This is a genomic window from Zobellia sp. B3R18 (assembly GCF_018860715.1).
Classification (GTDB): domain Bacteria; phylum Bacteroidota; class Bacteroidia; order Flavobacteriales; family Flavobacteriaceae; genus Zobellia; species Zobellia russellii.
On record NZ_JAHKQG010000005.1, the window covers coordinates 241,725 to 254,592 of the forward strand.

Annotated in this window: 11 protein-coding genes; 4 read left to right on the plus strand and 7 right to left on the minus strand. The window is 38.5% G+C overall.

What is annotated here, in order from left to right; genetic code table 11:
• Window positions 1-16: 16 nt before the first annotated feature.
• The 5 genes from KO513_RS03430 to KO513_RS03450 form a co-directional block, all read right to left on the minus strand.
• On the minus strand, window positions 17-475 hold the full coding sequence (locus tag KO513_RS03430) for a DUF6146 family protein (protein WP_215912297.1): 459 nt from the start codon (window positions 473-475) through the stop codon (window positions 17-19).
• Window positions 476-568: 93 nt separating this feature from the next.
• On the minus strand, window positions 569-1,201 hold the full coding sequence (locus tag KO513_RS03435) for a DUF937 domain-containing protein (RefSeq protein WP_215440504.1): 633 nt from the start codon (window positions 1,199-1,201) through the stop codon (window positions 569-571).
• Between the two features lie 262 nt (window positions 1,202-1,463).
• On the minus strand, window positions 1,464-2,414 hold the full coding sequence (locus KO513_RS03440; RefSeq protein ID WP_215912298.1) for a D-2-hydroxyacid dehydrogenase: 951 nt from the start codon (window positions 2,412-2,414) through the stop codon (window positions 1,464-1,466).
• 98 nt (window positions 2,415-2,512) lie between these two features.
• A complete protein-coding gene (serC, locus tag KO513_RS03445; protein ID WP_215912299.1) occupies window positions 2,513-3,577 on the minus strand; it encodes a 3-phosphoserine/phosphohydroxythreonine transaminase in 1,065 nt (354 codons plus the stop codon).
• 75 nt (window positions 3,578-3,652) lie between these two features.
• Entirely contained in the window at window positions 3,653-4,693 is a 1,041-nt protein-coding gene (locus tag KO513_RS03450; protein ID WP_215912300.1) for an acyl-CoA reductase, read from the minus strand.
• Window positions 4,694-4,824: 131 nt separating this feature from the next.
• Here KO513_RS03450 and KO513_RS03455 point away from each other — a divergent pair, with 131 nt between their 5' ends.
• From KO513_RS03455 to KO513_RS03465, 3 genes are all read left to right on the plus strand, one after another.
• Window positions 4,825-5,178 (plus strand): 4Fe-4S dicluster domain-containing protein, encoded by a 354-nt coding sequence (locus tag KO513_RS03455; protein ID WP_215440497.1) that lies wholly within the window; start codon window positions 4,825-4,827, stop codon window positions 5,176-5,178.
• A 177-nt stretch (window positions 5,179-5,355) separates the two neighbouring features.
• Window positions 5,356-6,450, plus strand: a complete 1,095-nt coding sequence (ychF, locus tag KO513_RS03460; RefSeq protein ID WP_215912301.1) for a redox-regulated ATPase YchF — start codon at window positions 5,356-5,358, stop codon at window positions 6,448-6,450.
• A gap of 195 nt (window positions 6,451-6,645) precedes the next feature.
• Window positions 6,646-8,973, plus strand: a complete 2,328-nt coding sequence (locus tag KO513_RS03465) for an ATP-dependent helicase (protein ID WP_215912302.1) — start codon at window positions 6,646-6,648, stop codon at window positions 8,971-8,973.
• Between the two features lie 125 nt (window positions 8,974-9,098).
• On the opposite strand, the gene KO513_RS03470 is transcribed toward KO513_RS03465, so the two are convergent.
• A complete protein-coding gene (locus KO513_RS03470; protein WP_215912303.1) occupies window positions 9,099-11,024 on the minus strand; it encodes a DUF5018 domain-containing protein in 1,926 nt (641 codons plus the stop codon).
• Between the two features lie 186 nt (window positions 11,025-11,210).
• Here KO513_RS03470 and KO513_RS03475 point away from each other — a divergent pair, with 186 nt between their 5' ends.
• Window positions 11,211-11,831, plus strand: a complete 621-nt coding sequence (locus KO513_RS03475) for an L-threonylcarbamoyladenylate synthase (RefSeq protein WP_215440488.1) — start codon at window positions 11,211-11,213, stop codon at window positions 11,829-11,831.
• An 83-nt stretch (window positions 11,832-11,914) separates the two neighbouring features.
• Here KO513_RS03475 and KO513_RS03480 read toward each other — a convergent pair whose 3' ends face one another.
• Window positions 11,915-12,769, minus strand: a complete 855-nt coding sequence (locus tag KO513_RS03480; RefSeq protein ID WP_215440487.1) for an OmpA/MotB family protein — start codon at window positions 12,767-12,769, stop codon at window positions 11,915-11,917.
• Between the last annotated feature and the right edge of the window lie 99 nt (window positions 12,770-12,868).

The window sequence follows — 12,868 nt, forward strand, 5'->3', positions numbered from 1 at the left end:
TCGGCAAATATACTTTTTATATGCGGGGTACAAAAGGTCCTAAGCGTTGATTGTATTTTCGTTGAAAATAAATGAAGTAGTTGTAAAGTTTGTAGTTTACCTCGTAGCCATAGTCCGTATGGGGGTCATAGTTAATTTGCAGTTCATAAAGGTCGGGGTTATATCTTAAAGGTTGCATCACTCTTTGGTTATAATTGGTGACAAAAATTTGATTTCGGTTCTCCATATACGATTGCGAATAGAAATTACGGGGTCTGGCTATGCTTTGAAGCCAAAAATTAAAGCCTGGCTCAATAATTATTATTTCGTACTCCGTTTCTTCATTCGCAATTTTCACGGTATCTCCCTCTTTTTGATGAAAAGCTGACTTTTCATCTTCCGAAATAGTAACCGTTTCTTTTGTACTGGAACAACTACTGGCTATTACAGTTGCTACGAGCACGATTGCACTGTATATGATATATATTCTTTTCATTTTCATAACTATTGAGACCTGTTATTCCAATTTACAAAAAAAAGCCGCTTGAATCAACAAGCGGCTTAGGTATACTATTTTGTAATCAGGATTCTATTTGCCAAATAAGCCACCTAGAAGACCGCCAATACCCCCTTTATTACCACCAAGGGCCATAGAGGCTACATCATCAAGGATGCTACCGTCTCCATCTGAATCCAAGAAAGATTCTATAAGGGATTGTTGTTGGTTGCCGGAATCGCCGCCACCCATAAGACCACCAAGAAGATTACCTATTCCGTTAGAGTCGCTAACATTCTGTTCTTTGGTTTGCTTGCCCAAATATCCTAAAAGAATAGGGGCCGCTACTTTTAATATGGTAGAAATAGAACCTGCATCCATTCCAGATTTCTGACTTAGTGCATTTTCTACGGTAGCTTGTTTTCCGCCTAAAACGTGACCTAGTATTCCAGCGCCGTCATCCATAACGGATTGGTCAACTCCTCCGTTAAATAGTCCACCTAGGTTATCCAAGATGCTACCGTCATGTTTTCCTGATAAAGCACTCATTAACCCTTGTGCTCCTTCTGGTGTTGCTGCATTTTTCTTCATTGCACCCATTAAGATAGGCAAGGCCATGCTTAATACGCTTCCGGTTTGATCGGTTGAATTACCGGTCTGGCCAGCTACACCACTTATTAATTGTTTGCCCATTGGGCTGCCTAGTAGGTCTAATAATCCTGACATAATGTTTAGTGTTTTATAATTGGACAACAATTTACAAAAAAGATTCGGTCAAAACGGAGGAGATATTAAAAAAGAACCGCTTAATAGCGCAAGAAAACAACAAGTTGATTTAGTATTATATTGTTAGATTACAGTTTGTTATGTGTTTTTATGTGAATTTTTAAATTAAAACGAAGCAAGTTTGTGTGCAGATATAAAAAACAGAAAACCTCGTTGTGCAACTATCTGCTCAACGAGGTTTTGATATGGTTATAAAGTAAGGCTACTTTAAAAGTGTGATAATCTGTTCCGCTAATTCCGTTCCTATGCGGTTTTGTGCTTCACCGGTAGCTGCGCCAATATGTGGAGTTAATGAAATATTGGGGTGCATAAGAATTCTAATTTCCGGTTTAGGCTCGGATTCGTATACATCAAGCCCTGCAAAAATTACGTTTCCGTTCTCTAGGGCATCAACTAGGGCAACTTCATCAAGAACACCGCCACGGGCAGCATTTATGATACCAACACCTGGTTTCATCATTTCAAACTCATCTTTTCCTAAAATATAGTTCTTTTGTGAAGGCACGTGCAGCGTAATAAAGTCCGATGTGGAAACCAACGTTTCTTTGCTTTCCGATTCAAAATCAAAAGTTATGGATCGTCCATCAAAAAAAGGAACTTCAATTGAAGCTTTATCTAGGTTGGGGTCGTGGTAAATAACCTTCATACCAACACCTAGAGCTATTTTTGCGGTAGCCTGGCCAATTCTTCCAAAACCGATTATACCTAAAGTCTTTCCGCGAAGCTCGGTTCCAGACCCGTATGTTTTTTTTAGTTGTTTAAAATTGCTATCCCCTTCAAGTGGCATATTTCTGTTGGCATCATGCAAATAACGAACCCCTCCAAAAAGGTGGGCAAAAACCAGTTCGGCCACTGAAGATGATGAGGCTGCAGGGGTGTTTATTACGTGCAAACCTTTTTCTTTGGCATGTACCACATCTATGTTATCCATGCCAACACCGCCTCTTCCAATGAGTTTAAGGCTGGGGCAATTATCTATAAGCTCCTTTCTTACCTGGGTAGCACTTCTCACTAATAATCCGGTTATTCCGTTTTCGTTTATGAAATTTTGTAACTGTTCTTGGGCAACCCGTGTAGTTATCACTTCAAAACCAGAGTTTTCAAGCGCTTTTATTCCTGATTGGGCCAATCCGTCATTTGCAAGTATTTTCATTCTATTCGGAAAATTTATTTAGTACTATAGTATATTAAAATAGCGTCCGTTAGCGGTTGGCCAACGGACGAATTCTTATGTTTAATGAATTGGGCAGGTTACCCTTTTCTTTCCATTTCGCTCATTACATCTACAAGCACGCCTACGCTTTCCAATGAAAGGGCATTGTACATAGATGCTCTGTACCCACCAACTGAACGGTGACCGTTTAGGCCGTTAATACCCGCTTCTTTCCAAAGTGCGTCAAAAGTATCTTTTAATCGATCATCGGCTAAATTGAAGGTAGCATTCATGTTAGAACGATCCTCCTTGTTGGCAAACCCATTGAAAACAGGGTTTAAATCAATCTCAGAATACAGTAACCGAGCTTTCTTTTCGTTAATTTCTTCAATAGCGGATATCCCTCCTAAATTTTTAAGCCACTCCAATGTTAACATAGAGGTGTAAACGGCAAATACAGGTGGGGTATTGAACATACTATCCTTTGAAATATGCACTTGGTAATCTAGCATGCTAGGAATCTTTCTGGATACCTTTCCAAGTACATCATCTTTTACGACCACAAGGGTTGTTCCGGCAGGGCCCATGTTTTTCTGTGCTCCGGCATAAATCAAGTCAAACTGAGAAAAATCAAGCTGACGAGAGAAAATATCGGAACTCATATCGCATATCAACGGTACATTGGTTCTTGGAAATTCCTTTACCTGGGTTCCAAAAATGGTATTGTTAGAGGTAAGGTGAAGGTAATCTAAGTCGTTAGGCACCGTATATCCTTTGGGAATGTAATTAAAGTTTTTATCCTTTGAAGAGCCAACTTCAATAACATCCCCAAATATTTTGGCTTCCTTAATGGCTTTTTCACTCCACGTGCCTGTGTTCAGGTATCCGGCTTTGTTCTCCAGAAAATTATAGGCAACCATAAGAAACTCCATGCTGGCACCTCCTTGAAGAAAAAGAGCGGAATAACCTTTTCCTTCTAGACCTAAAAGTTCAAGGGCCAAGCTACGTGCCTTTTCCATTACTTCTACAAAGTCTTTGCTTCTATGAGAAATTTCAATAAGGGAAAGACCGGAACCATTAAAATCCATTAATGCTTCAGAAGATTTCAACAATACTTCTTGAGGTAATATACAGGGGCCGGCACTAAAATTATGTTTTTTCATAAGGTTTGTAAAAAATTAAGGGATAAAGGTCTTGAATTTAAGGGAAACGCATCTCCCTATTAACAAAAATTTCTATTACGTTCTCAACAAGAAATCAACAGTATCTAGATTGTCCGCATAATCTGTCAAAGAAGGTTGTTGAGTGTTTCCGAAAGCAATTTCAGAGTCAATAACGCCTTCGCCTACAATACATTGTAACTCGTTCGTGTCTTGTGATAACCGTTCTTTTAAATTGTCTAGACTGTCATAACGCTCATAAAATAAGGAGGCAATAGGGGAGCTATAACTCTTATCCTCTTTTAAAATGAGGAAACCATTGTCCAGTATTTTAAATTCGGACATCAGGTAAACTGCTTTATTGTAATCATAATTATTGGCATATTTTACGTGCTCTATGATCGGATGATAGGAATAGACAGCCTCAAAGAGCGTAGCGAAATCATAGTTTTCGGGCACAAAAACTTTGCTAACACTACGGCATCCCAACCCGTAATACCTAAAAATATCTTCACCTAGGGCGTTGATTTGTTCTTTTGATTCCCTTCCTGTCAGAACAGCTATGGAGTTTCTGTTTTTTCTAATAATATTGGGCACTTTGCTAAAGTAGTGCTCAAAATAGCGAGAAGTGTTGTTGCTACCTGTGGCTATAACGGCATCAAAGTCTTCCATTTTACCATCTGAAATTTCAATCGTATCTTTAAGTAAAGGTTCAATTGAAATAAGATAATCTTTTATAAATAAAATAAGTGCATTATCATTTGAAGATAATTTAGCAAGGACTTTATTACCGGTAATTAGAACGGACAGAAAATCATGAAAACCAACCAGTGGAATATTACCTGCCATAATAAGCGCTACTTTTTTAGGCTTGTTTTTGTCCAGGTCGTATGACTTTAGCCAATCGAAAAGTTTTTCTTCCGTTAAGAGTTGCCCCCAGCTTTCCAACGCATGGATTACGTTCTCGCGGGTAAACCAACCATTTTTATGTTTGGACAGCGCAATGGCGTCCTCTAATTTTTGAGACCATTCGTCATTTGGTGTTTCCAATGTAACAAACTCTCTAAGAAAGTGGCCCAGTTTAACAAATGCAATAAAAGTTTTATGATGGTCGTTCATATATTTGTTCAAAATTGTATTCCGAAGTACCTTTGTGCAAAAGTAAGAATACTGAATTGATTTTTCTTTTTGAATACGAAATGAAAATATAACGAACAGCTTTTAGACCTGTTCAGCTTAAATTGAATAATATGGCAATAGTTATAACGGATGAATGTATTAATTGTGGAGCTTGCGAGCCGGAATGTCCGAATACTGCAATTTATGAAGGAGCCGATGAATGGCGCTATAATGACGGGACTTCTCTAGAGGGCGATGTAGTGCTTCCTGATGGGAAAGCGGTAAACGCTGATGAAGTTCAAGAACCGATCAGTGATGAGATATATTACATTGCACCTGATAAATGTACGGAATGCATGGGCTTTCATGAAGAACCTCAATGCGCCGCAGTATGTCCTGTAGACTGTTGTGTGCCGGATGAGGACCATGTAGAGTCTGAAGAGACCCTTTTGGCCAAGCAAAAATTCATGCACCCAGATGGTTAATATGTAAAAACGTATTGGTCTTAGGATCGTAAATGAAAACCCGGGCATAGTCCGGGTTTTTTTGTTTCTTAACTTTTGGGGTCTATATATGGCTTTATACGTTATCTTTGCATCCTGAAAAAGAAAAAATAAAAGACCGAACAAATCCATAGCGTCTAAAATTTAACGTTAAAATACATGAAAGCAGGTATAGTAGGGTTGCCAAACGTAGGAAAATCAACCCTTTTTAATTGTCTCTCCAACGCCAAGGCACAAAGTGCTAATTTCCCCTTTTGTACTATAGAACCTAACATAGGTGTTGTAAATGTACCCGACTCTAGATTACAGAAATTAGAGTCCTTAGTAGATCCAGAGCGCGTTCTACCGGCAACTGTAGAAATTGTTGATATTGCCGGTTTGGTAAAAGGAGCGAGTAAAGGCGAAGGGCTGGGAAACCAGTTTCTGGGAAACATTCGGGAAACCGATGCTATTCTTCATGTATTACGTTGTTTTAACGATGATAATATTGTTCATGTAGATGGTTCCGTAGACCCTATTAGGGATAAAGAAACCATAGATATGGAGCTGCAGTTAAAAGACCTTGAAACTGTTGAGAAGAAATTAGATAAGGTAAAACGCGCTGCAAAAACCGGAAATAAAGAAGCACAAAAGGAAGAAGCCGTTCTTTTAAAGTTAAAAGAAGGCTTAGAAGCCGGAACTTCTGTACGGGCCATAGATATTTCTGATGATGAAAGGGATGAATTTGTAAAGCCATTACAATTCATAACGGACAAGCCCGTAATGTACGTTTGTAACGTAGACGAGGGTGCTGCCGCTACAGGAAACGATTATGTGGAGAAAGTAAAAGCTGCCGTTGCCCAAGAAAATGCAGAGGTAATTGTGTTGGCCGTAGGAACAGAGGCGGATATTACCGAATTGGAAACCTATGAAGAACGCCAAATGTTTTTAGAAGACCTTGGGTTGGACGAGCCAGGTTCTGCCAAGTTAATCCGTGGAGCTTATAAGTTACTGAATTTGGAAACTTATTTTACCGCTGGTGTTAAGGAAGTCCGTGCATGGACCATTCCTGTTGGCGCAACCGCTCCACAGGCCGCTGGTGTTATTCATACCGATTTTGAAAAAGGATTTATTCGTGCGGAAGTTATTGCGTATAATGACTACGTGCAGTATGGTAGTGAAGCAAAGGTAAAAGAAGCCGGTAAAATGCGTGTTGAAGGTAAGGAGTACATCGTTAAAGATGGCGATGTCATGCACTTTAGGTTCAACGTATAGTTTTAGGACATTAAGAAATAATGTTGCCAATCCTTTAGGGGCAGCAATGATTTTAAGACCACATGGGTATGCCTTATGTGGTCTTTATCAATTTTAGAATATAACAGAACTTCTTGTTTATAAAAGAAATCAACATCATTTTAGGATAAGCCTATTTATGGTTAAATTCACGACTCTAAAAAACACTCTAGTACATTGAAGAATTTTATAGATGAATTGAACGATGCCCAAAGAGCACCGGTTCTACATAAAGATGGGCCGTTAATGGTTATTGCAGGAGCTGGGTCCGGTAAAACCAGGGTGCTTACCTTTAGGATTGCTTATTTAATGCAGCAAGGGGTAGACCCCTTTAATATTTTGGCGCTTACCTTTACCAATAAGGCGGCACGTGAAATGAAGGAGCGTATCGCTAAAATTGCAGGTAGATCGGAGACCAAGAACCTTTGGATGGGAACGTTTCATTCCGTTTTTGCCAAATTACTGCGGTATGATGGGGACAAACTTGGCTTTCCAAGTAACTTCACTATCTATGATACTCAGGATTCACAGCGTTTGTTGGCTTCCATTATTAAGGAAATGGGACTAGACAAGGATATTTATAAATACAAACAAGTACAGAACCGTATATCTTCCTTTAAAAATAGCTTGATTACGGTTAAGGCGTATCTAAACGACCCAGATTTGGTAGAGGCCGATGCTATGGCCAAACGCCCAAGAATGGGGGAGATATACCAAAATTATGTAGACCGGTGTTTTAAGGCCGGTGCAATGGATTTTGATGACCTTTTGCTCCGTACCAATGAACTTCTAAACCGTTTTCCAGAGGTTTTGGCCAAGTACCAAGACCGTTTCCGGTATATTTTGGTAGATGAGTACCAGGATACCAACCATTCGCAATATTTAATTGTAAAGGCTCTTGCAGACCGCTATCATAATATCTGTGTGGTAGGGGATGATGCCCAAAGTATTTATTCTTTCCGCGGAGCGAACATTAGCAACATCCTTAATTTTCAGAAAGATTATGATAATGTGGGTATGTACCGTCTTGAGCAAAATTACCGCTCTACCCGAAATATTGTAAACGCTGCCAACTCCATTATTGCTAACAATAAAGAGCAGTTAGAAAAAGTAGTTTGGACTTCAAATGATGATGGGGGTAGTATAAAAATACATAGGAGTACTACGGATGCCGAAGAAGGCAGGTTCGTGGCAGGTTCCATTTGGGACCATAAGATGAACGAACAATTGGGTAATGGTGAATTTGCGGTACTTTACCGTACCAACTCCCAATCCAGGGCTATTGAAGATGCTTTGAGAAAACGGGATATTCCGTACCGTATCTATGGCGGACTGTCATTCTATCAAAGAAAAGAGATTAAGGATGTATTAAGTTACCTGCGTTTAGTCATAAACCCTAAAGATGAGGAAGCTCTTAAGCGAATCATTAATTTTCCGGCAAGAGGTATTGGGCAAACCACTTTGGACAAGTTGACCGTTGCCGCAAATCATTACAACCGTTCTATTTTTGAGGTAATCCAGAATTTGGACAAAATCAATTTAAAGATCAATGCGGGTACGCAAAGAAAGCTTCAGGATTTTACGACCATGATTCAAAGTTTTCAAATCATGAACGAAACTACCGATGCTTTCGTTCTGGCCGAACATGTTGCCAAAAAGTCCGGTCTCCTTTTGGAGTTTAAAAAGGACGGGACGCCAGAAGGTATTGGTAAGATGGAGAATATAGAAGAGCTTTTGAACGGTATAAAGGATTTTGTTGAAGGACAAAAAGAAATTGCCGATGCCACGGGAAGTATAAGTGAGTTTCTAGAGGATGTAGCCTTGGCTACCGATTTGGATAATGATAAAGGTGATGATGACCGTGTGGCCCTAATGACAATCCACCTAGCCAAGGGGCTTGAGTTCCCGTATGTATATATAGTTGGGATGGAAGAAGACCTTTTTCCTTCCGGTATGAGTATGAATACCCGTAGTGAGCTAGAGGAGGAGCGAAGGTTGTTTTATGTAGCACTTACGCGTGCCGAAAAGCAAGCCTACCTAACCTATACACAGAACCGATATAGATGGGGGAAATTAATAGATGCGGAACCAAGCCGTTTTCTTGAGGAGATTGATGATAAATATGTAGAAAACCTTACTCCAATAGATACGGGTTATAGGTATAAACCTTTGGTGGACAGTGATATTTTTGGTGAAGTTGATAAAAGTAAGTTGCGGCAGGTTAAACCTGTGGGAGGTACACCTCCTAGCCGGAAAGGGCCTAATGAAAGTCAGCTTAGGAAGTTAAGAAAGTTAAAACCGGAACTAGCTACGCCTGTAGGCAATACAAATTCGGTAGATCCTAATTTAGCCGAAGGCAGTATTGTTAACCATACGCGTTTTGGTCAAGGTAAAGTGTTAAAGATTGAAGGAATGGGTAATGACCGAAAAGCTGAAATACAGTTTGTAAAAGGAGATATAAAAAAATTGTTGCTTCGCTTTGCTAAGTTGGAGGTGGTAGGTTAATTCTTAATCATTTTTCGATAATTGAGATTAAATGCCTTGAGGTATTTTAGAATAAATAAAAAGCCCTAAAAGTCAATTCTTAGGGCTTTTCTATTTGTTATAGATGTATATGTGAATGGGGTATGTTAATGTTGAAAAACAATTGAGAAAGGGATTTCATAGGTTACTCCATTATCCGTAACCAAGACCTTGCCATCACTTTTATCGTCCATTTGACTTAGGTATTGATCTTCTATTTGACCAGTAACTATTGAGTTGGGGTGGGTAAGGAAGTTTTTGACGCTCAATGAGTTTTCTACAAAAAGAATTTCATTAACCTGGAGCCCTTCAATATTTTGGTTGAACGTTATATTTGCTTGTTTGTAGAATGCTTTATCGGATTTAATCCCTATTATAGCTTCGGTAATAATTAGAGTTGGATGTGTTGATGCAGGTTGTAATACTTCAATTTCTATACCGGTCTCAGCATCGTTATTGTTATTATATCCAATTAGATTATTTCTTAATCTAAGTTCATAACTACCACTTTGAACTTCGTCTGGAATCCGAACGCTCAGGCTATTTTCGCTAGTTGATTCTGTTCCTAAGCGATACAAAAGGTCTTTTCCGCTAGCTTCTGTAGATATTAAAACAATTTCAGATAGTTCTCTAAATATATATTCCCCCTTATTCTCAAAATATAGGTTTTCACCGGTAACGGTTAGCATATCACCTTTTGTGTAAATGGTTTTATTAATGGATGTATTTTTTGGACTTCCTCCGGAAACCACTGGTATGGCTTCTCCCCAGTAGTCAATAAGATCGTACTCATACGTTTCTCCATCTAGATGAATAGCAAATTTGTAATCGGTGCCATTGGGCGCGTCTGCAGTATCCAGGTCAGGAAGGGTAAGAACAAAACTCTCATTACCGGACCCAGAGCTATAGGTTGCGTTCGTAAATTCATATACTATACCATCTTTTTTGAGGCTAAAAGTGTAATCTTCTAAGCGAGAATGATCTAAGTATAAATTTGCAGAAATATGAGCGCCAGGTCGGCTTATAACCCTGTCTAATTCGCCGTTAACACTAGCATAGCTAAAATTAGGTGTTCCTTTGGTAAAACGAAGGTCGCTATCATTGGTTTCTGTGCTATTATCATGTTCTATAAAAATTTCAATCTCATACCTTCCATTTAAATATGATTCCGGCAACCTTGCTGTGACGGCATCACTTTTATAGGATACATTTTCAATTTTTTCAACAATTAATGGTATGCTTTCACGGGTATGGCTGTTTATCAAATTGACCTTAACACTGTCCAAAACTGGATTAGTAGGATAGGCGTTAAAAGTAATGGTTTCGCCAGGTGCTTTATCGGCAAACATATTTATACTAAAAGGAGGCAATTCAACCTGATCAAGACGATTGTCTACGCTAACAATATATTTTTTAGTGTCTCCTGAGTTAAAAGTAACGGTATAAGTAACTGGTTTGGTAAAATCTAAGGTTTCATCAGACTCAGGAACACTAGTGGCTCCTTCAGGCAGATTAAGATGAAGCTTCAACGCAGGAATATTGCTTAGGTACGGAATACGAAACTGAATAGAGTCAGCCTCAGCTTCCGGTTGTTTAACATGATTAAAATTACTTCTACCTTCAGGCAGATTCGTGAAACTAAAAGCTACATGTGTGTTTTCTGCTGCTTCGTCTTCATTCTTAAGAATAACCTTATATCTGTTAGTAGACCCGTCTTCGGCGGTAACCGTATAAACTACTTCCTTGGAAAAATCTTGAGCAACACCTGATTTTGGAGAAATTGTGGCTTTTTCAGAAATGGTGATCTCAGGAGTTAAACTCGTAAGGTCAACAGTAGAAGGGAATGCGTGACGAATTTCGTTAGAATTGATTATCAGTTGTTTTTTTGTGTCTTGAATACTTATGCTAAATTCTAGAAGTTCATTCTTGTCGCTTTTTGATTGTGTTTCTTCGGTCTCATCGGAATCTTTGGAACAGGAAACAAAAAATAGCAGAAAACATGCAGATAGGGCAATTAGGGAGGAAAATTTCATACACTTATGTTTTTTATGTAAATCTGTCAAATCCCTGAACGATGTTATAAAGATTTTATTGAAATAATTCGACCAACGGTTTTCTGTATTTTGACTGCTTTTTAATAGAGCGCTCATGTAAAGCAGGATAGCTAATAGGATAAAAAAAAATGTATTAATTTCGGAGTGAACGAAAGGTGATAGACTATGGCGGAATTTATAAGAATATATGAGGAAAATCCCAATCCAAAGGAAATACAGAGGGTTGTTGATGTTTTGCGTAAAGGAGGGTTGGTCATTTACCCTACGGATACGGTATATGGTCTTGGGTGTGATATTACCAATTCTAGGGCCTTGGAGAAAATTGCACGTATTAAAGGTATTAAACTTGCCAAGGCCAATTGGTCCTTTATCTGTGCTGATTTAAGCAATCTATCGGATTATGTCAGACAAATAGATACGGCCACCTTTAAAATTTTGAAAAGAGCGCTTCCGGGCCCTTACACATTTATTTTACCTGGAAATACTAATCTGCCTAAAGACTTTAAAAAGAAAAAAACGGTAGGTATAAGGGTTCCAGATAATTCAATAGCAAAAGCGCTCGTAGAAGGTTTAGGTAACCCCATAGTATCTACATCTATTAGGGATGATGACGATTTGTTGGAATATACTACGGATCCAGAACTTATTTATGAGAAATGGGATAATTTAGTTGATGTAGTAATTGACGGTGGTTATGGAGATAACGTGGCATCTACGGTAATAGACTTGTCAGACGGGGAACCTACTGTTTTAAGGGAGGGAAAGGGAAGTTTGGATATTTTCTAAATATTTAATCGAAACTACAAAAAGGATATAAAAAAAACCGCAACTTCTAAAGTTGCGGTTCTTGTATCTCTAATATTAACTGCTTAGTTATTGATGGCAGGGTCGTTCATGCCTTCTTCGATCATGCTGTAGAACTGATCAATTTTAGGAAGAACAACAATACGAGTTCTTCTGTTCTTTGATTTTTCAGTAGTAGAAACAGGAACATATTCTGATCTACCGGCCGCTGTCATACGCTTAGGATCAACATTGTAATCATTTTGAAGAATTCTTACAACTGCTGTAGCACGCTTAACACTTAAATCCCAGTTGTCTAAAAGAACACCGTGTCTTCCGTAAGGTACATCATCAGTATGACCTTCTACCATAAATTCAAAATCTGGCTTGTTGTTCACAACCTGTGCAACTTTACCAAGGATTTCCTTAGCTCTGCTAGTAACATTGTAGCTACCGCTGCTGAATAATAACTTATCTGAGATAGAAACAAAGACAACGCCTTTTTCAACGCTAATTTCAATGTCTTCGTCATCTAAGTTACCCAACACACCTTTTAAGCTCTGAACCAAAGAAAGGTTTACAGAGTCTCTTCTAGTGATTGCGTCTTGTAATTTACGAATAGTAAGATCTTTTTCTTTTAAGCTTTCCAAAGACTTCTCAAGGTTCTCTGCACCTTTTGAAGTCAGAGTAGTTAAGTTGCCCATGTTATTGATCAACTCTTGGTTGTTAGCTTTTAAGAATGAATTTTGGTCTTGTAATGTTTTTAGACGAGAACTAGCAGTTGCCTTTTCCTCTAAACAATCGTTCAATTTAACCGTTGCGGAATTCAAAAGATCTTGTGCTTCTTTATGTTTTGATTCTAAATCCGAATACTTCTTTTGTGATACGCATGAAGACAACAACAAGGTCACTCCTAAACAGCCTAAAATTAATTTTTTCATAATGAGAGTTACTAAGTATTTAATGATTGTTATTTGATTTTAATTAGTGTCAATAAGCGACAAAATTAGATAATCGCCAAATTTAGTATTTGTAAAATT

What these genes read in the sequence shown, in the direction of transcription:
- KO513_RS03430 (WP_215912297.1), bottom strand. Translation starts at nt 475, where the DNA reads ATGAAAAGAATATATATCATATACAGTGCAATCGTGCTCGTAGCAACT.
- KO513_RS03435 (WP_215440504.1), bottom strand. Translation starts at nt 1,201, where the DNA reads ATGTCAGGATTATTAGACCTACTAGGCAGCCCAATGGGCAAACAATTA.
- KO513_RS03440 (WP_215912298.1), bottom strand. Translation starts at nt 2,414, where the DNA reads ATGAAAATACTTGCAAATGACGGATTGGCCCAATCAGGAATAAAAGCG.
- serC (WP_215912299.1), bottom strand. Translation starts at nt 3,577, where the DNA reads ATGAAAAAACATAATTTTAGTGCCGGCCCCTGTATATTACCTCAAGAA.
- KO513_RS03450 (WP_215912300.1), bottom strand. Translation starts at nt 4,693, where the DNA reads ATGAACGACCATCATAAAACTTTTATTGCATTTGTTAAACTGGGCCAC.
- KO513_RS03455 (WP_215440497.1), top strand. Translation starts at nt 4,825, where the DNA reads ATGGCAATAGTTATAACGGATGAATGTATTAATTGTGGAGCTTGCGAG.
- ychF (WP_215912301.1), top strand. Translation starts at nt 5,356, where the DNA reads ATGAAAGCAGGTATAGTAGGGTTGCCAAACGTAGGAAAATCAACCCTT.
- KO513_RS03470 (WP_215912303.1), bottom strand. Translation starts at nt 11,024, where the DNA reads ATGAAATTTTCCTCCCTAATTGCCCTATCTGCATGTTTTCTGCTATTT.
- KO513_RS03475 (WP_215440488.1), top strand. Translation starts at nt 11,211, where the DNA reads ATGGCGGAATTTATAAGAATATATGAGGAAAATCCCAATCCAAAGGAA.
- KO513_RS03480 (WP_215440487.1), bottom strand. Translation starts at nt 12,769, where the DNA reads ATGAAAAAATTAATTTTAGGCTGTTTAGGAGTGACCTTGTTGTTGTCT.